Source organism: Verrucomicrobium sp. GAS474 (assembly GCF_900105685.1).
Taxonomy (GTDB): Bacteria; Verrucomicrobiota; Verrucomicrobiia; order Methylacidiphilales; family GAS474; genus GAS474.
Window position 1 is genome coordinate 2,033,030 of record NZ_LT629781.1, and the last position, 19,742, is coordinate 2,052,771.

Below are 19,742 nucleotides of genomic sequence, written 5' to 3' on the forward strand. Positions count from 1 at the left end.
CCGTGGAAACCGAACGCTACACCGTCCTGCTAGGGGACGATTCCGAGGACGACCGTCTCTTCATGCGGCGCATCCTTCGTCGCATCCCCGAGATTGCCGTGGTGAAAGAGGCGCAGAGCGGCGACGAGGTCATCTCCTACCTGAGCGGCCTCCCCCCCTTTTCCGACCGGCAGCTCCATCCCCTTCCCGATCTCCTGATCCTCGATCTCAAGATGCCGTGCAAGACCGGCCACGAGGTGCTCCGGTGGCTGACCGCGAACGGCATCGAGGGGATCGGCGTCATCATCGTCTCGGGCTCCTCCCTCCCGGAGGACATCGCCGCCAGCCTGGCGCTGGGCGCCGCCGCCTATCATCGCAAGAGCGCCGAGAAGGAAGACCAGGCCCAGCTGATCGAGAAGGTCGGGATCGCCCTGAGCCGGAAGCGGATCTCGACGGGTTGAGCGCCTTCGGCTCCTCCTCACGCCCCTCATGATTGCCGAAGCGGGAAGCCGCGCCGTTTTCTCGGCGGGCGATGTCTATCCGGCCGCCTGCGCCGCCTTCCTCGGCCTCGCCTCGCTCAACGTCCTGATGCTGCAACGGCTGTGGCTGTGGCGGATCAGCGTGGCGACGACCGAGTACGGCCATTGGCTCGCGCTGCCGACGGCGGGGTTGGTGATCGCCGGGGGGTTCCTCCTGGCGGGCGGCTTTGGATTCAGCGCCGGGATCGGCCTCGCCCTGGCGGGAGCGGCGCTCTTTCTTTTCCTAGTGCCGCTGCGGCAGGCCCGGCGCGTCGCCGCCCGCTTGCCTTCGGAGATGGCGGAGGCCTTTGGTTTACCCTTTGACGGCGCGGCGCTCCCCGCGCCCTTTTCCTGGCGGGTCCTCGCCTTCGGGCGGCGGACGCCGCAGGGGAAGGCCGAGGTCTTTTCTTATGCGGCGCGCGGGGAGAAGACCCTCCGCCTGGTTTTTTATCGGGCGTCGTCGGCCGACGGCGGCGCGGTGCCGTGCGTCGTCCAGGTCCACGGCGGCGGGTGGAGCAGCGGCTCCCCGGAGGAGGGGGCCGAGTTCAACCGCTTCCTGGCCCGGCGCGGTTATGCCGTTGCTTCGGTTGAGTATCGCCTCGCCCCCGGCGCGATCTGGCCCGCCTCCCGCGACGATCTCCTGGAGGCGCTCCGCTGGCTGAAGGGACATGCGGCCGAACTGGGGATCGATCCCGGCCGCCTCGTCCTCTTCGGCCGTTCGGCCGGGGGGCAGGTCGCCGAGGTCACGGCGTGCGTCGCCGACGATCCCGCGATCCGGGGCTGCATCGCGCTCTACGCGCCCTCCGACATGCACTTCTCCTACCGGTATGCGAAGCCGGGGGACATCCTCGACTCGCCGCGGCTGCTGATCGATTACCTCGGCGGCACGCCCGAGGCGGTGCCGGAGCGGTATGACGACGCCTCCTCGCGGGCCCGGCCGGGGACGCCTCCGATGCTCCTCCTCCACGGGCGGCACGACCCCCTCGTCTGGTTCCTCCAGAGCGAGCGTTGGGCGGCGAAGCTGCGCCGGGCGGGGGTGCCGCATGCCTTTCTCGACCTGCCCTGGGCGACCCATGCGTTCGACTACGACCGCCGGACGCCGGGAGGGCAGATTGCGGCTTATGCGGTCTGCCATTTCCTGGCGGCTGTGACGAGACGCTAGCGAAGCCGAGGCGGCTTGGCGCCTACCACTTCACGTTCGCCGCGACGCCGTAGGTGCGGGGCGCGCCGGAGATCTGCGCGTTGAGCCCGGAGTCGATCAGGACGCTGTACCGGGCGTTGGCGAGGTTCTCCCCGTAGACGTAGACCGACCAGCAGTCGGAGGGGGACTCGTAGCCGAGTTTCGTCCCGACGATGCCGTAGGCGTTCTGGCGGTATTGGAGCTGGTTCAGGGCGCTGTAATCGGTCTGGCCGAGGCCCCGGACATCGGCATGGGTCATCCAGCCGCAGGGGTGGCGGTAGGTTCCCTCCAGGAGGTAGGTGGTGCGGGGGACGTAGGGGACGTTGTATCCGCTGATGTCGATCCCGGTGGCGCTGTCGCGGTTGTGGACGAAGGTGGAGAGAGTGTATCCGGCGCTGCCGTGGAAGACGAGGCCGTCGACCGGCTCGACGGAGAGGTCGTACTCGGCCCCGCGCGAGGCGACTTCGGGGGCGTTGTCGACGTCGCTGTTCGGGTAGTTGTTCCGCTCCAGCTGGTAGGCGTAGGTCTCGTTCCAGAAGAGGGTGGCGCGGGTCTTCAGGCGGTGGCCCCAGCCCTCGTAGCGCGCCCCGATCTCGTTCGCCCACGTCCGTTCGCTGGCGTAGGGCTTCATGTTCGCCTGGGAGGGGAAGGGGGCGTAGCCGCCGGGGCGGAAGGCGAGGGCGGTGGAGGAGAAAACGGTGGTCTGGTCGTCGACCTTGTACTCGCCCTCGAGCTTCGGCGCGACGTTCAGCCACATGTGCCGTTCCCGGTCGGTCGAGGCCGAGAGGGGCGTCGTCCCGAAGTAAAGGGCGTCGGCGCGGTCGCCTCCCTTGTCGTCGCCCTGGAAGCGGTTGGAGAAGGTGAGGGAGAAGGGCTCCGAAGGGCGGACGGTGACGGCGCCGAAGGCGGCGTAGGTGTCGTAGTCGGCGTGGATGAGGGTGTGGGCCGTCGTCGTCGAGGTGACGGTGTCGGCGGAGGCGGCGAAGTCGATGTGCTGGGTGAAGAGGCCGCCCGACCAGGAGAACGGCTCCTTGTCGGCGTCCTTCGAGGCGATGCGGAGTTCCTGGGTGTATTGCTGCTCGTGGGTGCGGGCGGTGGAGAGGGTGCTCGACCCGCCGAAGCCGAGGTCGAGGAAGCTCGGGTCGAGGTCGGCGGAGCGGTGGCTGCTGACGAAGGTGACGACGACGTCGTCCCCGTCGTAGCGGCTCCGCACCGATTGGAGGCCCTTTTGGAGGTCGGTATGGCCGTCGACCCGGTCGGGGATCAGGTCGTGGGGGGCGCTGAGGGGGGTGAAACGCTGGATGCCGTCGTTGTCGTCGGCCTGGGTGACGTTGAGGTCGACGGTCCATTCCTTCGTCGGGGTCCAGCGGAGGGCGATGCGCCCGCTGAATTCCTCCCGCTTGTCGGGATGGGTGTTGAGGACGGGGTTCGTGAGGTAGCCTTCCTGTGAGGTGTAGTGGCCGGAGACGAGGAGGGAGAGGTCGGTCCCCTTGATTCCCTCAGTGAATTCGCCGAAGGCGGCGCGGCTGCCGTAGGTGCCGTATTCGGTCGAGAAGCGCGAGCTGAAGACCGGCTTCGGCTGGCTCTGCGTCATCTCGATCACGCCGCCGGGGGAGTTCTGCCCGTAGAAGCCCGCCTGCGAGCCGGGCCGGAGCCGGAGGGACTGGAGCGAGTAGGGGTCGAGGGTGTTGAAGATCGGGGTCGAGGCGGGGACGTCGTCGACGTAGTAGACGATGGCCGGATCGGTGAAGGAGAGGGAGTTCATCATCCCGCGCATGCCGGAGATGCTGTTCAGCTCCCGGTTGCCGCCGCTGTGGGTGACGAGGTTCGGGGCGATGGCGTCGAGGTCGGTGAGGGAGCGGATCTGGAAGGTGTCGAACTCCCGGCGGTCGAGGCGGGTGTCGGAGAGGGGCGTGGCGTGGGCCCCCGCGTCGGTCGATTCGCCGGCCGCCGGGGCCTGCGCGGTGACGATGACCGGCTCGACGCTCGAAACGTGGTCCTCGGCCCGGCCGAGATCGCAGTCGGCAAAGGAAAGGAAAGAGAGCAGCGTTCCGCCGATCCATCGAGCGCGCAGGGGAGTCGGTAATGAGATCATGAACTCTTTCGAGAAGACGTTAAACGACATTGAGGGTATGAGGACCGAGGCTCAGATCAATCCCGAAAAGCGCACGATCTTGCCTGCCTGTTTTCCGGGGGAATATCACAAAAGACCCCTATCGAGATCACAAAATCCCATTTGCCCGACGGGGAGGGCCGGGGTGTAGTGGGAGGCTGCCCGGGCTTATCAGGCCTCCCTTCACCCCCACACCACCGTCCCTTCCCCATGCCCATCGTTTACGATTCCCATCACAAGATCTTCTTCCTCCACACCCCCCGCACGACCTATGCGCTGGGCATCGGGCCGCAGAAAAGCCTCATCCACCTCCATTGGGGAGCCCGGATCGGCGAGGGGAATCTCTGGGCGGCGACGCCCCGCTGGGAGGCCGCCTTCTGCCCGAACTTCGAGCCGAAGGACCGGACCTATTCCTTCGACCTCCTTCCCGCCGAATATCCGGTCTACGGCCGCAGCGATTTCCGTTCCCCCGCCGCCACCGCGGTCTTCCCCGACGGCAGCCGCGTCTTCGATCTCTTTTACAAGACCCACCGCATCACCTCCGGCAAGCCGAAGCTGAAGGGCCTCCCCGCGACCTACGTGGAGCGCTCCGCCGAGGCCTCGACCCTCGAGATCGACCTCCTCGACGCGAAGAGCGGCCTCGTCGCCACTCTCTCCTACACTGTCTACGAGAAGCGGGACGCCCTCACCCGCTCGGTCTCGTTCCGCAACGGCGGGAAGGAAAGCCTCGTCCTCGACCGGGTCTTCAGCGCGAGCGTCGACTTCCCCCACGCGAACCTCGATTTCCTCCAGCTCTCCGGCGCGTGGGCGCGGGAGCGCGACGTGATCCGCCAGCCGCTCCGCTCGGGCATCCAGTCGGTCGAGAGCCGGCGCGGGGCGAGCAGCCACCAGCAGAATCCCTTCATCGCCCTCCTCGACCCGAAGGCCGACGAGCGGCAGGGGGAGGTCTACGGTCTCAGCCTCGTCTACAGCGGGAACTTCCTCGCCCAGGCCGAGGTCGACCAGATGGGGACGACGCGCGTCCAGATCGGCATCAACCCGTTCGACTTCTCCTGGAAGATCGAGCCCGGCGCCTCCTTCCAGGCCCCGGAGACGGTCCTGGTCTATTCCGCCGAGGGCCTCGACGGGATGTCCCAGACCTACCACAGCCTCTACCGGGAGCGGCTGGCCCGCGGCGCGTGGCGGGACAAGGAACGGCCCGTCCTCGTCAACAACTGGGAGGCGACCTACTTCGACTTCACCGCGACGAAGCTCGAGGCACTGGCCCGCGAGTCGAAGAAGCTCGGCGTCGAGCTCCTCGTCCTCGACGACGGCTGGTTCGGCAAGCGGAACGACGACACCACCTCCCTCGGCGACTGGGTCGTCGACCGGAAGAAGCTCCCGAAGGGCCTCGCCGACCTCTCCGCCCGCATCCACAAGATCGGCCTCAAGTTCGGCCTCTGGTTCGAGCCCGAGATGATCTCCCCCGACAGCGACCTCTACCGCGCCCATCCCGACTGGTGCCTCCACGCGCCGGGCCGGAGCCGGACGACAGGCCGCAACCAGCTGGTCCTCGACTATTCCCGCCCCGAGATCTGCGACTGGATCGTGAAGACGATGGGCGCCGTCCTCTCCGAGGCGAAGATCGATTACGTGAAGTGGGACATGAACCGCCACCTCACCGAGATCGGCTCCGCCACGCTCCCCGCCGACCGGCAGAAGGAGACGGCCCACCGCCACATCCTCGGCGTTTACGGCGTCATGGAACGGCTGACGAGGAAGTTCCCGAAGGTCCTCTTCGAGGGCTGCTCCGGCGGCGGCGGCCGCTTCGATCCCGGCATCCTCCACTACCTGCCGCAGACCTGGGCCAGCGACAACAGCGACGCGATCTCCCGCCTCCGCATCCAGTACGGCACGACCCTCGTCTACCCCGTGAGCTCGATGACGGCCCACGTCTCGGCGGTGCCGAACCACCAGGTCCATCGCCTCACCCCGCTGAAGACCCGGGGCGACGTCGCCATGGCGGGGAACTTCGGCTACGAGCTCGACTTCGGCAACCTCAGCGCCGAGGAGAAGAAGGAGGTCGCCGCGCAGGTCGCCTTCTACAAGCGCCACCGGAAGCTGATCCAGTTCGGCCGCTTCCACCGCCTCGCCAGCCCCTTCGAGGGGAACAGCACCGCCTGGGCCGTCGTCAGCCCCGACGGCGGGGAGGCGCTGGTCTGGAACATCGACGTCCTCCATCCGGCCAATCCCGGGCATCGCCGCCTCCGCGTCGCCGGGCTCGATCCGAAACGGACCTATCGCGTGGTCGGGACGAAGCATACCTTCGGCGGCGACCTGCTGAGGAACGTCGGGCTCCTCGTGCCCCTGCAGAAGCACGACTTCCAGAGCACGGTTTGGGAGTTGAAGGCGGTGTAGAGGAAAGGGGGCGCGAAGGGGGCGGTGAATGCCCTTCGGGGTAAGAGAAACGGTATCGTCCTCGGGCCGAGGCGGGCGCTTGGGATTCGCCAGGAGATCGAGCGCGGTATGCCTCCCCACCATCGGTGTTGCGAACGCCATCCGTGAGGCGTTCGATATTTCTTGGGACCAGATGTGAAGGGCTAGTGCGGCTAAACCCCGGTATGCGTTTTATGCCGAAGCGGCCTGCTTGGCCCGCCCAAAGGCAGGGGTCTTAGTGAGATTGCTCCGCTAGGTTCTGATGATCCTTCACCGTGCCGTCGTCGAGGTGGTTGACTCGTTCGTCGCGGAGACGAGCGAAGAAACGGACGATGCCCCGGATGCCACCCCAGGTGAACCAGAGGCCGGTGACCACGGCGAAGAAGATCGGGAAGCCGATCCCGACCACGTGCCAGAAACCGGGCCAGAACCACGTGGGCCAACTCGAAAGGTAATTCCATGCCATCCCGAGGAGGAAGATGCTGGAAAGGAGGATGCTCCAGGCGAAGATCGTCCCGGCGATCCACTTGTCGCCGAGAGAGAAGTGGGAGTCGATCCCGATCAGACGTCCCAGCCAGACGAAACGGCCGGGGGCGGCAGCCGACGCGGTCTCCTTAGGTTCCGAGACTGTCATCGCATAGGCCCCTCGATGGAGGAGACGGTCCATGTTAAAGTTCTCCCGATTCGTCAGGAGCGAGACGACGATGTACAGCGTCATCGCGATCAGGCACGCGCCGAAACCGATCTCTTGGGGATTGAGCGGAAAATGGGGGCTTATCTGCCGGGCGATGATTCCGGAGACCGAGAGTGTCGAGCCGGCGAAGAGGGCGGCCCAGGCCCCGGCAGTCGTCCCTTTCTTCCAATAGAGGCCTCCGATGATCGCCGCGCCGACGCCGCCGACGTAGATCGCCGTCGTCACCAGCCACCACATCACAATGTAGTCGACCTGCCGGTAAAGCGCGCCGAAGAGGAAGGCGAAGAAGGCGACGCCGACGATCGAGCAGCGGAGGGCGAGGAGATGCTGCCTCGGTCCGAATGGTTTTTTGCGGAGCGGCACGAGGATATCCTGGACGAAGATGCTGCCCCAGGAGTGGAGATGGGTCGCGTCGCCGCCGAAGACGCCCATGAGGAAGATCGCGCAGAGGACTCCCTTGATTCCGATCGGAAGGAGATGGGACACGGCGATCGGCATTGTCATCTGAGACTGCACTTTGGGGTCGGAGATTTTCCCGACCTCGACCCCGACCGAGGCAGCCTGGGAGGCGAAATCGGAGTGGTTCAGATAGGTCATCGCGCAGATCCCGAGGAGGACGACGACGGCGCCCTTCCCCATTTCCCGCCAGCGGCTCAACACGTTTCCCATGCGGGCTTCATGAGGTGTCAGCGCCGCGCCCTGGTAGCCGACAGCGTTCTGCCACGCCATCGTTCCGTAGATGCCGGTGATGATCGCCATGAGGACGTACCAGACGTTGAAGTCCTTCACGGCGCCTGAGTCGAAGGGGTTGAGGAAGGAGTGTCCGGCGGGTTGGGCCTGGAGGACGGTAGCGATTTCATGCCAGTTGAACATCAACAGCAGGGCGACGATGATGACGATATAGAAGATCTGGGCTACGATTCCCTCGAGGCAATTGATGATCATCACGGTGATCAACCCGCCGGAGAGGGCGACGAAGAGGGAGATCGAGAGGAAGCCCGCCATCAGGAGAACGTAGGTAGGGAAAATCCGGCCCAGGACCTCAACGTGTTCGGGGAAGCCCCAGAAGTAGGCAAGGCACCGCGCGCCGACGGCGGGGATGATGCCGAAGTTCAGGATGCCCGCGAAGAAGCCGAGGAAGCCGGTAAAAAGGCGGAACGACTTGCTGTAACGAAGCTCGAAGAACTGGGCGAGGGTCATCGAGCGCGTTTCCCGATAGCGGTAGACGACGAAGCCCGAAATGCCGACGACGAGGCCGATCGGGCCGGAGAGCCATCCCCACCAGGTCAGGGAGAAGCCCGAACGGGAAATGACTTCGAACATTGCGACGAAAACGACGGCCCCTGCCTGCAACTCTCCTCCCGCGATTGAAAGGAGATAGCGATCGGCGACCCGACCGCCCGACATGAAATCGGCAACTCCCCGGACGTATCTCTTCGAATAGAGGCCGACGAGAAAGACGAGAACGAGGGGAGTAAGGGCGATGACCCAGTCGAGACGACTCATTTTATCGGCCAACTTTAAGGACAGTGGATAAAAGGTCTTCGGAACTTGTCCCTACCATGATTTCAAACTCTCCGGGTTCGACGACGAAATCGAGATCCTCGTTGTGATAGCCTAACGTGCTTGGGTTAAGGTCGAAAGAGACCCTTGTGGCGCTGCCGGCCCGTATCCCGATCTTTTGGAATCCCTTGAGCTCCTTGACCGGCCGGGTCACGGTGCTGACCTTGTCCCGGACATAGAGCTGCACCACTTCCATCGCATCCCAGTCGCCGACGTTGCTTACCGTAACGGAAAGCGTCGTCGCGCCGTCAGGTCTGATTTGAGATTCGGAAAGCGTGAGGTCCGAATATTTGAAGGTCGTGAAGCTCAGCCCGAATCCGAAGGGGAACAGGAGCTTGGAAGGACTCTGATGATATTTTTTACGGGCGCTAGGCTTGTGGTTGTAATACACGGGCAGCTCCTCGGCCACGCGCGGGAAGCTGACGGTCGTTTTTGCGGAGGGACACACGATGCCGAAGAGGATCTCGGCGAGAGCGGTGCCGCCTTCCTGCCCCGGATACCAGGCGCACAGCAGGGCATTGCTGTCGGCGGCGATTTTTTCGATGGTATGCGGACGACCCTGGACCAGGACGGTGATCAAAGGTTTGCCGAGGCCGCTCAACAGCGCCAGGAGTTTTTGTTGAGCCCCACCCAGATCGATGTTGCCTCGGTCGATCCCCTCGCCGCAATCGATGTCATCGAGCCGTCCGTCGTCGACGATCGCCTGTCCTCCGGCTGTGTAGTTCGTATCGAACGGACGGGCACTGGAACCTCCGACGCAAGCCACGATGACGTCCGCAAGAGAGGCTGCGGCGAGCGCATCGGCAAAGCCCTCGTCGGAGGGATCGGTCACACCGCACCCGCGTGCGTGGTCGACGGCGATGCCGGCGGTCCGGGCGGCGACCTCGATTCCCTGAAGAAGGGTGGTGACCTCGGAGGGGTTCTGATAGCAGACGTAGTCGCCAATCTGGTTGTAGATGTTGTGTGCGTTCGGTCCTATGACGGCGATCCTTTTGATTTTGCCGTCATTGAGCGGCAGCACGCCGTCGTTCTTGAGCAGGATGATGCTTTCCCGCGCGGTTTGCAGATTGATCTCCCGGTGTTCCGGCGAAAGGACGCGCGAGCTGTTCTCCGGATCGACGTAAGGGTTCTCAAACAGCCCGAGCATGAATTTCACGCGAAGAATCCGGCGGACGGCCCGGTCGATCTGCTTCACCGTGACGAGGCCCCGCTCCACGGCATCGCCCAGATAGTTATAGACGTTGTCCCGGAGGCTTTGGTCCACACCGGCATGGACGCCCTGTGCGGCCGCCTCGGTCGGGTCATGCGCCGTGAAGTGATAGTTGTATAACTGGTCCAACCCGCATCCGTCGGAGACGAGGTAGCCCTGGAAGCCCCACTGTTCCTTGAGGATATCGGTCAGCAGATAGCGATTGCGATGGACCGGGATGCCGTCGATTTCGGTGTAGGAAGCCATGACCGACATGGCGCCCGCGTCGATGGCCTTCTTGAACTGGGGCAGGAATCTCTCGTGAAGCTCGTGGCGGCCGCAATGGACGGGGCCATTATGTTGGCCTCCCTCGCTACAGCCGAAGGTCGTGAAGTGCTTCAGCGTGGCCATGGCGGAGGAGTCGGCCTTGAAGTCGCCGTTATGTTGGCCCCGGACGATCTGTTCGCCGAGTTCTCCCGCGAGGTGGGTGTCTTCGCCGAAGGTCTCCTCGACCCGCGACCATCGGGGATCGCCCGCGATGTCGAGCACGGGCGAATAGGACATGTGGGCACCCTCCGCGCGGAGCTCGGTGCCGATCACGCGGCCGACGCGGTGGAGCAGCTCGCGGTTCCATGAAGAGGAAAGGCCGATGGCGGCCGGAAACACCGTCGTATGGAGGCCCGCCAGGCCGTGGGGACAGTTGACCGCGATGATGGCCGGAATACCCAGGCGAGTGCTTTCGACCAGATGCCTTTGGATCTGGTTCGACACCTCGGCGGCTTCTCTGGGGTTCAAACCTTCCTCGCGGGTCACGCCGCTCCAAGGGTCGGCACGCTGCACGGCCGAAAGCGTTCCGATGCCGTTTCGGGATTTGTCCAAAAACTCCTCCGAAAGCGAGAGACGGCGGTTGCTCTCTCTTTTGTAGCTGCGCCAGCCCGCCATGTTTTGGTTCATCTGGGCGAGCTTTTCCTCGAGGGTCATCTCGGACAAAAGGGAATCGATCCGATCTTCGATCGGCAGGGCGGCGTTTCGGTGCTTCATGTCAAAGAAGGGTGAGGCCGGGAGGGACCTCCCGGAGCTTTCCGTCCACCGCGAGGGTCACGGGGAGGGCGCTGGGATTCAGCACGCTCCGGAGGTTCGCCGCGATGACGAGCCGGGAGCGGGCCGCTTCGTAGTCGAAGAGCTCGATATTGGTGCAATACCAGACATCGGGCTTCCCTGAGAGCGGCGCGAAGAGTCGGTCGAGCGCGTCCCAGTCGTTGCGGTCGTGGAACTCGAAGCCGTGGCCCCACACGAAGAAGACGGAATAGCGCGGTTGAGCATAGAGCTTCTCGAAACGCTGCGGGACGGTCGGTTCACTCGCGAATTGGTGGGCCGTCGTCGCCCACTTCAGAGGATCTTCCGGCGGAAAGCATTTTTCCTCGGTGCGCGTGGTCCGGGAGTAGGCGACGCCGAGGCCGCGCAGCAGATCGGCTATTTTTTGGTCGTACACCCCGAAAGGATAAGCCATGCCGCGGACGGGATAGCCGACGAGGCCCTCGAGGTTACGGCGGTCGTCGAGCACCTCGTAGGCGAGCTGCGAGACATCGAGCCGGTCGAGGAAAGGATGGGTGACGGTGTGGATCGCCACTTCGTGCCCTCGGTAGAGGTCGGCCACCTCGGAGGCGTCGAGGTAGTTTCGATAGCCGTCGGGCAGGATCTCGCCGGTGCGGCCGAGCTTGCCCGAATTCAGGTTGAAGGTGGCTTTGAGTCCGAGTCGGTTCAGGGCCGCGACGACCTTGCGGTCGAAAGTGTGCCCGTCGTCGAAGCTCAGCGTGACGGCGATCCGCTTCCCCTGCGGGAAGGCGGGGATCTCGATGCGGGGTTCCATGGGTTACCGGTTCGCCGTCTCGTCCTTTTTCTCGACGTAGGGCTCTTTCGCGCCGAAGAGCTCCTGGTACTTGGCGACGGCGTTGGGGAAAACGCTCTGGACGCCCTTCCATGGGGCCAGGAGGTGGCCGCCGTCGGGAGCGTTCACGTCGAAGTAGCAGTGGAAGTAGACGTTGTTCTTCGGATCGGTGATGAACTTGTACATCTGCTCGATGAAATAGACATTGTCACCGCCGCCGTGCTTCCCGGCGACCAGGCCCCACTCGCAGACGGCGATGGGCTTGTTCCCATGCTCCTGGGCGAACTTGGTCCAGAACGGGATGCCGTCACGCCGCTTGCCGTCGAAGTTCAGGTTCCCGTCCCAGCTCAGGCGCCGCCGCTTCTCGATTTCCTCGGGGGTGGCTTTCTCGGGCAGCGGATAGATTTCCGGGTACCAGGTCTGGTCGTAGATATCGAGGCCGAGGATGTCGACGTACTCGTCGCCCGGCCACGCCTCGTAAGCCTTGCTTTCGTAGAGGCCGATCGTGGGGTTCCAGCAGAACTTGAGTTTTTCCGCGCCCGGAACGGCGCGCATCGTCGTGACGATCTGCCTCCAGTATTGGATAAAGGCGTCGGGATTCTTGTCGACGCGCCACACATACCAGCCCCCGTTGAATTCCCAACCGAGCCGGATGATCGTGTCTCCGAGGCCGTTGGCGACGAGGCGCTCCGCGAGGGTCTTGTAATAGACGTTATAGGCTCCCGTCGCGCCGATCTCGTGGGAGACAGGCTTGCCTGCGTCGGGGCCGGTTTTAGGGCCTTCGCGCTTCCAGTTTCCGACGAGCATCGGTGCGGAGAGGATCAGCCGGCGCCCTTCCTTGCCCTTCACCCATTTGGCCCAAGGGGCGAGGAACCAGGTGTTGCCCTGGATGTTGTCCCAGTTGTCGGTCGGCATGAAGTCTTCGCCCCAGATAAGGGGGCGTTTGATCCAGTCGCTGTAGAAGTCCATGTACCCGGCCTGCATCTTGGCGACGCCCGCCTCGACCACGGTGTAGGGAGGGGCGGTATTGTGCGTGAGCGGGAGAGGGGCCGGATCGGGAACCTCGCTCGGGACCTGTCCGAAGAGAGGGAGACCGGCCCCGGAGAGGAGAAGAGCGGAACGAAGGAAAAGAGAGACGGCGGGATTCATCGCAATGGAGCGTAAGGTGATCGTCCCGGAGTCCGCTACAGGGCGATCGATTTCCAGTTAACCGACAGTAAACTGGAAACCCGGTTTCCCCTTGCCGGGAAGGAGTCCCGCGCCTTAAGGATGGCGTTATCATTGTGAAAAAGAATACGAGACTGGGTTGGTTGACGGAGGGGTCCGGGGCGAGGACGGCATGCGCCGCGCTCGCTCTGTGGTGCTGCGGGACGGTCGCCTTCGCCGAAGGCGGGCCGCTGATCAAGAACGGGCAGAAGGTCGCCTTTCTCGGCGACTCGATCACGGCGAACGGTTGGGCGACGAAGGGGGGTTACGTGCGGCTCGTCGTCGACGGATTGCAGAAGGAGGGAATCACCGTCACGCCGGTCCCGGCGGGAGTGAGCGGCAACACATCACGGGACATGTTGGCCCGGCTCACGAAGGATGTCCTCCAGGCGAAGCCCGACTGGCTGACGGTGAGCTGCGGCGTGAACGACGTCTGGCACGGGGCCAAGGGCGTCGAGCTGCCCGCCTACCAGCAAAACATCGTCTCGATCATCGATCAGGCCCAGGCGGCCGGGATCAAGGTGATCCTCTTCACCGCAACTCCGATCGGCGAGGACGCGAATCCGAACAACGAGAAGCTGACGGCCTACAACGACTTCCTCCGCCAGTTGGCGAAGGACCGCAATCTGCCGCTCGCCGATCAGAACCGTGATTTCCGCGAAGCCCTCGGGAAGTTCCCGGAGCGGGCCTCCTCCCGCTATCTGACCGTCGACGGCGTCCACATGAACGCGGAGGGGAACGTGATCATGGCCAAGGGCTGCCTCCGTGCGATGGGCCTTCCGGCCGAGGAGACAGAGAAGATCGAGCAGGCGTGGCTGAACCAGCCGGAGACGGCCTCATTCGCCGCCAAGATCGCCCTCCGGCAGGAGGCCGACCTCACCCTCGCGCAGTTCCGCGCGCTGGAGAAGTTGGCGCTAGGCCGGAGCGAGGACGTGATGCAGACAGAGGGAACACTCTGGCTCCAAAGCCTCGGCGAAGTCCTGCAGGAGCATGCCAAAGAGCCCTCGCTCGACGCGGCGAAGATCGACCAGGAGACCCGGGAACGGCTGCTTCGGAAAATCGCGGACCTGCCTCCCGCCTAGGAGGAAGGTTCGGCGGCGTTCAATCCGGTGCAATCGAACGGGGAGACGTTCTTGAGGAGGAAGGCGGGCCGCTTTTCCCCCTCGGCGGGAAGAATCGAGACGCGCGAGAACGCCAACCCTTCGATGTGTCGGCAGTAGAGGCCGTAGGAAGGAAGCTGTCTCCATACGGCGCTCGGGGGGAATTCCGTTTCCATTTCGGGCAGCTCGGCGAGAATGGCGGAGGAATCGACGGTCTCGTGCATCTGGATATCGACGTTCTTCAGGACGACGTTTTTGAGGGGCCGCTCTTTCAGGCCCATGAGGAGGCAGTTGCCGTGGGCGCGTTCGACGCGGACATTCTCGAAGACGATGTCCTCGATCCTGCCCGGTGTCTTCGTCTCCTGCTCCCGCCCCGCATTGGCCAGCCGGACCTGGATCGGGCCGAGGGAATCGGAGATGACGACGTCCCGGATCAGGACATTGCGGAGCGTGCCGCCGTCGACGATGCTCAGGCCGATCCCCGTCAGGGTCCACCATTTTCCGGCCTGCTCGATCGACGAATCGGCGAGGACGATGTTCTCGAAGTCGTCCTTCGTCTCGGTGCCGACGGTGAAACCATGGGTGGTCGAACGCAGGCGGCAGCCGCGCACGGTGATGTTGCGGGAGGGACGCCGCAGGCCCCAGGTGTTGGTATTCTTGAGGGCGATGGCGTCGTCTCCGGTGAAGATGTCGCAGTTCTCGACCAGGACGTCCCGGCAGGCGTCGAGGTCGATGCCGTCCGTATTGCTGCCGTGGAGCTCGCCGCGCAGGACGATGTCCCGGATCTCGACGGAGTCGCAGGCCAGGAGGTGGACCGTCCAAGCGGGGGAATTGCGGAGATGGACGCCCTCGATACGGACTTCCCTGCAATCGGCAAAAAGCACGAGGGCGCGGGGACGCGGGAGCGCCTGATACTCGAATCCTGGGATCCAGAGCGAGAGGGGCTTGCGGGCCTCGGCCCAGTCGGGCGCCGGAGTGCATTTCCGCCAGAACGCCTGGCCGCTCCCGTCGATGGTCCCTTCCCCCGTCAGAGCGATTCTTTCGGCCTTCTCCGCAAAGATCAGAGCAGTGGCCTCGCCTCCGTTGATTCGGGCGCCGAGGTGTCCTTCGCGCCGGAGGTAGTCCTTCACGTCGGTGCTGCCCGAGAGGATGGCGTCTTTCTCGAGATGGAGCGTGACGCCGCTCCTCAGGACAATCGTTCCCGAGCGATGGAGTCCCGGCTCGAGGACGACCTTGCCTTCGCCTTGCGCGGCGCAGGCGTCGATCGCCGCCTGGATCGCGCGCGTATGGGCGGGGTCGGTGGAGGCGGGGACGATGCGGACTCCGGAAGCACAGGGCGGCGCGGGGAGGGTCGCGGAACGTTCGGAATCGGGTTTGTCGAGGGGGGCCAGCATGCCCCAGAAGTAACTCTTGGCCTCTCACGAAGGCCAGAGCTTGGTTGCATGACAGTTAACTCCCCGTCACGTCCGACCGTATCCGCCGGACCGTGGGGCCCGGCTTCCACTCCGAGGTGACGTGGACCATGCGCGGATGGGTGGGCAAGCCGTACTGGTTCCCTTCGAGAAGGGAGATCAGTAGCTCGACGGCGACGGCCCCCATCTCCCCGCGGAGCTGGTCGATCCCCGCGTAAGGATCGCCGGGAAGGATGCGGTCGAGCGAGGCGTAGCCGATTTCCTTCGGAACCCGGAAGCCGGCGTCCCGGAGCAGGTGGAGGGGGTCCTCGATGTTGCTGACGATCACGTCGGGCTCGTGTTTCTCGATCCATTGCAGGGCCTTCGTCGGGCTCCATTTCGGAACGATGAGCGGCGGGACGCGGAGCGCGGCGGGCTGGCGCTGGTTGTGGAGCAGGAAGCGGGCGAGCCAGCCCTGGTTGCTCCGCTCGCTTTGGTCGACCAGGCTGGTGAAGCCGATCTTCCGGTAGCCGAGATGGCGTAGCTCGTGGAGGAGCTGGGACATGCCCTGGAACTGGGAGTGGACGACGCGGTGAAGGTCGGGCTTCAGGAGAGTGCTGCCGGTGGTGACGGTGGCGAAGTGGGACCAATCGAGGGAGAAATGGCCCGAGGGGCGGGGAAGGGTGCTCAGGAGCAGTCCCCGGATGCCGCGGGTATAGAGGATCTTGGTCAGCCGTTTCGCGTTGAGCCCCGGCTCCTTCGCCCAGAATTCCTCGATCTCGTAGCCCAGCTCTTCCGCCCGGACGCAGGCGCGTTGAAACGCACTGGTGTCCTGGTGCCCTTTCCTCCAGCCGTCCCGCGTATCCCACAGGGTGAGGAAGGCGAGCTTCTCCGTGGCGCGATTGCGGCGGGTGGTCCGGAGCTGGGTCATCAGCGTCGAGACGAGAGGATCGCGGCTGTACCCGGATGCCGAGGCGAGGTCGACGATCTTCTTCCGCGTCGCCTCGGAGATGCGCGGATGGTTCCGCAGCGCCAGCGAGACGGTCGCATGGGAACATCCGGCCATCGCGGCCAGCTGGCGGGTGGTGATCGAGGCCATCGTCCACTCGTAAGGCAACGAGGGAAGGGCGTCAACTGTTAACCGATTGGCCTGTTGGAGGACGGCGGGGTTTCAACTTAGTCTGGCCCAAGCAGATTGAATTTTATGAAAATCCTCCTTCGCTGGCCCGTCTTGGCGCTCGTTCTGGTTTCCCTCACCTCGGCAGTGCCCGGCCTGCGCGCGGCGACGGTGACGTGGGATGCGACCTCCGGCACCACCGGCGCTCAGGACGGCACGGGGGCGTGGAGCAGCAGTTCCACCGCCTTCTGGAACGGGAGCGCCGACGTGACGGCAGGCACCTCGGACACGGTGACCTTCGGTTCCGCCACATCGCTGGCGGCGGCCTATACGGTCACACTCGGAGGGAACGTGACGGTGGGGAACCTCGCCTTCAGCTACAGCGGGGCGAACAACTACACGATTGCCGGATCGACGTACACGATCACGTTGGGCGGGGCGGGCGGGACCGGAGCCGCGACGATCACCGCCACCTCGGGGACGAGCACGGCCATCGCGCCGGTGATCAGCGCCAACCTGGCGAACAGCGGTGGGCTGAGCCTCGTCGGCGGATCGGCAACGCTCAATTCCTCGCTTACTTTTTCGGGAACCAACACCTTCTCCGGAGGTCTCACGCTCGGAGACGGGACGAACCTGATCCTCTTGACTGCGAACAGCCAAGCGGCTCTCGGAACGGGGGCGGTGACGATCAACCCGAACGCCACCCTCCGCCTCAACGGGAGTTTCATTACCTCATCGGCCCAGACGATCAGCCTCGCGGGAGGGACCGGCGACGGCGGGCGCGGCTTGATCGATCTCTATGGAAACGGCAGCGGCGTCGCCGGGACCGTCACGCTGACGGGGAACGCCTCCCGGATCCGGATCGACGTGCTGACCGGCACCATTTCCGGAAACATCGGGGAGAGCGGTGGCTCGCAGTCCCTGGAGTACTACGGGGGGACGGTGAACAATGTCCTCTCCATCACGGGGAACAACACCTACAGCGGCGGCACTCTCGTCACGGCGGGGTCGTCGGGGAAGTCCTTCACCGTCGCCGTCTCGGCCGACTCGGCTTTCGGTGCCGTCCCCGCCTCGGCCTCGACGAACCTCACCTTCGCGGGCACCGGCACGACGGTCCTCCAGGCGACGGGCTCGTTCACCCTCAACGCGAAACGCAACATCGTCCTCTCGAGCGCGGGACACACCTTCGACACGCAGGCCTACAACCTCACCATCGGCGGCGTCGTCTCGGGGACGACCCCGGTCTCGAAGATCGGCTCCGGAACGCTCACCCTCGCCGGGGCGAACACCTACACCGGGGCGACCTCCGTCAGCGCGGGCACCCTCTCCGTGACGGGGAGCCTCGCGAACACCGCCGTCTCCGTCGCCTCCGGGGCGACGCTGACCGGCACCGGGACGATCGCCGGGGCGACGACAGTGGCCTCCGGCGGCACGCTGGCGGCGGGGACGGCGACAGGCACCTCGCTCACCCTCGCCAATGGCCTGACGATGGCCTCGGGCTCGACGCTCGCCTTCGTCCTCGGCTCCGGCAACACCTCCTCGACCCTGACGCTGGGGGGAACGGCCTCCCTCGCCTCGACGTTGTACATCGATCTCCTGAACATCCAGGCCGGGACCTACTCGAACATCATCACCGGACTCGCCTCCGATCCCGGCGAATCGGGCTGGACGCTGACCTCCGACGACAACGGGTACAGCGCCCAGTTCAGCTACAGCGCCGGAAACCTCAGCGTGACGGTCGTCGCCGTGCCGGAGCCGCCGGTCGCCGCTCTCCTCGGCGCGTTCGGGACGGTCTGGGGGGCGGGCGGCCTGCTCCGGCGCCGCCTTTTCCGGCGGAAAGGACGCCCGGACGCGGGAGCCATTCTGTAGGGGACACTTCTTCCCGGCGGTGATAGCCTGGGAAGGAGAGTGCCGGCCATTCTATGACGCTCATCTGCCGCCAAACGAGGGACGTGGGGAAAGGAGACCTTGCCTTGCCTCCCAGGCCAGGCAAATTCGTCTCCCCTTGTTCTCGCGTCGCTCACGCGACGGCCTTCAGCCTGATCGAGGCGGTGATCGCGATCGGCATCGTCTCCCTCGCGATGGTCTCCCTCCTCGGCGTCATCCCGATCGGCCTGAAGACGTTCCGGTCGGCGGCGGCGACGTCGACCGAGGCCGAGGTGGTACGGGACGTCGTCAGCCGGGTCCTCGCCGCCGATGCCACGAACCTCGTCGCCCGGACCTATTACTTCACCGACGAAGGCCTTCCCGTCGCCTCGGCGGGCGATCCGCAGAGGGCCTTCACGGTCCTGGTCAGCGCGTCGAAGGTGTCCGGCGGCCTCCTGACGACGAACGCGAGCCAGGTCATCGTCTCGGTCGTGGGGCGGACGGCCACGGAGACCAACAGCTACTTCGCGATCGTCCCTTCGGCGGTCCGCTGACCATGCCTCTGTCATCCCGCCTTCCGCTCTCTTTGCGCCGTGGCTTTACGCTCGTCGAGATTCTTTGCGCCGCCACGATCGCCCTCCTCGTGATGGCCGTCGTCCTCGGCGTCACCATCCAGGCGGCGAACGCCCAGCGGAGCACCGGCGCGAAGATCGGCTCCTTCCAACGGGCACGCGCCGCCTTCGACATCCTCGCGCAGACCCTCGGCCAGGCGACGCTCAACACGACGCTGGCCTACGACAACGCCGCCGCCCCCACGGCCCACATCCGCTCTTCCGACCTCCAGTTCATTTCCGGCAAAACTCTCGTCCCGAGCCAGGTCACCCACGCCGTCTTTTTCCAGGCCCCGCTCGGCTACTCCAGCCAATCCTCCTACGCCCTTCTCGGCGGGGCGCTCAACGCGTGCGGTTTCTTCATCCAGTACGGCCCGGACCCCTCCCGCCCCTCCTTCCTGGAGCGCCTTGGCGCAACGCGACCGGTCGTCGCCCGCCGCTTCCGCCTCATGCAGTTCCTCCAGCCGACGGAGAACTTCGCCCTCTACGACGCATCGGCGGCGGGGAACACCTCGTGGTTCTCCTCCGCGCTCGCGGCGAACAGCCACGAGATCGCCGACGACATCATCGCGTTGGTGATCCTTCCCCGCGACCAGAGCGCCGCCCCTCTGGTCTCCGACTACGAATACGATTCCCGCGCGGGGGCGGCGGTCCGTCCCCAGCCGGTCACCGCTCACCAGCTCCCCCCCCTCGTGGAGATTGTCCTCGTCGCCCTCGACGAGACGAGCGCCCAGCAGCTCGGCGACACGAAGGAGGCTCCGGACGTCGGCCTCGCGGGGCTCTTTGTCTCGGCCTCGCGGCTGGAGGACGATCTTCGCGTCTTGGGGCTGCGGCTCGCGGAACGCCATCTCACCTACCGCGTCTTCCGGACGACCCTCTCGCTGCCGGGGGCGAAGTGGAGCCTGTGACCCC

Annotated in this window: 14 protein-coding genes; 7 read left to right on the top strand and 7 right to left on the bottom strand. The window is 65.2% G+C overall.

Annotation, left to right across the window (positions count from 1 at the left end; translation table 11 throughout):
* The first annotated feature begins 2 nt into the window (after window positions 1–2).
* On the top strand, window positions 3–440 hold the full coding sequence (locus BLU04_RS08450; RefSeq protein WP_093284640.1) for a response regulator: 438 nt from the start codon (window positions 3–5) through the stop codon (window positions 438–440).
* A 28-nt stretch (window positions 441–468) separates the two neighbouring features.
* Complete coding sequence (locus BLU04_RS08455) at window positions 469–1,659, top strand: alpha/beta hydrolase (protein WP_093284642.1); 1,191 nt, start codon at window positions 469–471, stop codon at window positions 1,657–1,659.
* Between the two features lie 22 nt (window positions 1,660–1,681).
* On the opposite strand, the gene BLU04_RS08460 is transcribed toward BLU04_RS08455, so the two are convergent.
* Window positions 1,682–3,772: a TonB-dependent receptor plug domain-containing protein gene (locus BLU04_RS08460; protein WP_162274664.1), complete on the bottom strand. Its 2,091-nt coding sequence runs from the start codon at window positions 3,770–3,772 to the stop codon at window positions 1,682–1,684.
* A 228-nt stretch (window positions 3,773–4,000) separates the two neighbouring features.
* Here BLU04_RS08460 and BLU04_RS08465 point away from each other — a divergent pair, with 228 nt between their 5' ends.
* Window positions 4,001–6,187: an alpha-galactosidase gene (locus tag BLU04_RS08465; protein WP_093284646.1), complete on the top strand. Its 2,187-nt coding sequence runs from the start codon at window positions 4,001–4,003 to the stop codon at window positions 6,185–6,187.
* Between the two features lie 253 nt (window positions 6,188–6,440).
* Here the strand turns inward: BLU04_RS08465 and BLU04_RS08470 are convergent, their stop codons facing one another.
* From BLU04_RS08470 to BLU04_RS08485, 4 genes are read right to left on the bottom strand one after another with little or no spacing between them, the layout of a single operon-like run.
* A complete protein-coding gene (locus BLU04_RS08470) occupies window positions 6,441–8,405 on the bottom strand; it encodes a sodium:proline symporter (RefSeq protein ID WP_093284649.1) in 1,965 nt (654 codons plus the stop codon).
* A 1-nt stretch (window position 8,406) separates the two neighbouring features.
* Window positions 8,407–10,692 (bottom strand): glycoside hydrolase family 3 N-terminal domain-containing protein, encoded by a 2,286-nt coding sequence (locus BLU04_RS08475; RefSeq protein ID WP_093284652.1) that lies wholly within the window; start codon window positions 10,690–10,692, stop codon window positions 8,407–8,409.
* A gap of 1 nt (window position 10,693) precedes the next feature.
* A complete protein-coding gene (locus tag BLU04_RS08480) occupies window positions 10,694–11,521 on the bottom strand; it encodes a polysaccharide deacetylase family protein (RefSeq protein WP_093284654.1) in 828 nt (275 codons plus the stop codon).
* A 3-nt stretch (window positions 11,522–11,524) separates the two neighbouring features.
* Window positions 11,525–12,688: a glycosyl hydrolase gene (locus tag BLU04_RS08485; protein ID WP_093284656.1), complete on the bottom strand. Its 1,164-nt coding sequence runs from the start codon at window positions 12,686–12,688 to the stop codon at window positions 11,525–11,527.
* Window positions 12,689–12,849: 161 nt separating this feature from the next.
* Here BLU04_RS08485 and BLU04_RS08490 point away from each other — a divergent pair, with 161 nt between their 5' ends.
* Complete coding sequence (locus BLU04_RS08490; protein ID WP_157895217.1) at window positions 12,850–13,827, top strand: SGNH/GDSL hydrolase family protein; 978 nt, start codon at window positions 12,850–12,852, stop codon at window positions 13,825–13,827.
* On the opposite strand, the gene BLU04_RS08495 is transcribed toward BLU04_RS08490, so the two are convergent.
* On the bottom strand, window positions 13,824–15,239 hold the full coding sequence (locus tag BLU04_RS08495) for a glycosyl hydrolase family 28 protein (protein ID WP_093284661.1): 1,416 nt from the start codon (window positions 15,237–15,239) through the stop codon (window positions 13,824–13,826). The genes BLU04_RS08490 and BLU04_RS08495 overlap by 4 nt on opposite strands.
* A gap of 55 nt (window positions 15,240–15,294) precedes the next feature.
* Window positions 15,295–16,335: a LacI family DNA-binding transcriptional regulator gene (locus BLU04_RS08500; RefSeq protein ID WP_157895218.1), complete on the bottom strand. Its 1,041-nt coding sequence runs from the start codon at window positions 16,333–16,335 to the stop codon at window positions 15,295–15,297.
* 105 nt (window positions 16,336–16,440) lie between these two features.
* On the opposite strand from BLU04_RS08500, the gene BLU04_RS08505 reads away from it, so the two are divergent.
* The 3 genes from BLU04_RS08505 to BLU04_RS08515 all read left to right on the top strand — a co-directional run bounded on the left by BLU04_RS08505 (window position 16,441) and on the right by BLU04_RS08515 (window position 19,738).
* Window positions 16,441–18,222: an autotransporter-associated beta strand repeat-containing protein gene (locus BLU04_RS08505; RefSeq protein ID WP_093284665.1), complete on the top strand. Its 1,782-nt coding sequence runs from the start codon at window positions 16,441–16,443 to the stop codon at window positions 18,220–18,222.
* Window positions 18,223–18,326: 104 nt separating this feature from the next.
* Window positions 18,327–18,773 (top strand): Verru_Chthon cassette protein B, encoded by a 447-nt coding sequence (gene vccB / locus BLU04_RS08510; protein WP_157895219.1) that lies wholly within the window; start codon window positions 18,327–18,329, stop codon window positions 18,771–18,773.
* Window positions 18,774–18,805: 32 nt separating this feature from the next.
* Window positions 18,806–19,738: a prepilin-type N-terminal cleavage/methylation domain-containing protein gene (locus BLU04_RS08515; protein ID WP_093284671.1), complete on the top strand. Its 933-nt coding sequence runs from the start codon at window positions 18,806–18,808 to the stop codon at window positions 19,736–19,738.
* The last annotated feature ends 4 nt before the right edge of the window (window positions 19,739–19,742 follow it).

Coding starts and splice junctions, on each gene's coding strand:
- BLU04_RS08455 (WP_093284642.1), top strand. CDS start 469: ATGATTGCCGAAGCGGGAAGCCGCGCCGTTTTCTCGGCGGGCGATGTC.
- BLU04_RS08460 (WP_162274664.1), bottom strand. CDS start 3,772: ATGATCTCATTACCGACTCCCCTGCGCGCTCGATGGATCGGCGGAACG.
- BLU04_RS08465 (WP_093284646.1), top strand. CDS start 4,001: ATGCCCATCGTTTACGATTCCCATCACAAGATCTTCTTCCTCCACACC.
- BLU04_RS08470 (WP_093284649.1), bottom strand. CDS start 8,405: ATGAGTCGTCTCGACTGGGTCATCGCCCTTACTCCCCTCGTTCTCGTC.
- BLU04_RS08475 (WP_093284652.1), bottom strand. CDS start 10,692: ATGAAGCACCGAAACGCCGCCCTGCCGATCGAAGATCGGATCGATTCC.
- BLU04_RS08480 (WP_093284654.1), bottom strand. CDS start 11,521: ATGGAACCCCGCATCGAGATCCCCGCCTTCCCGCAGGGGAAGCGGATC.
- BLU04_RS08485 (WP_093284656.1), bottom strand. CDS start 12,688: ATGAATCCCGCCGTCTCTCTTTTCCTTCGTTCCGCTCTTCTCCTCTCC.
- BLU04_RS08495 (WP_093284661.1), bottom strand. CDS start 15,239: ATGCTGGCCCCCCTCGACAAACCCGATTCCGAACGTTCCGCGACCCTC.
- BLU04_RS08500 (WP_157895218.1), bottom strand. CDS start 16,335: ATGGCCTCGATCACCACCCGCCAGCTGGCCGCGATGGCCGGATGTTCC.
- BLU04_RS08505 (WP_093284665.1), top strand. CDS start 16,441: ATGAAAATCCTCCTTCGCTGGCCCGTCTTGGCGCTCGTTCTGGTTTCC.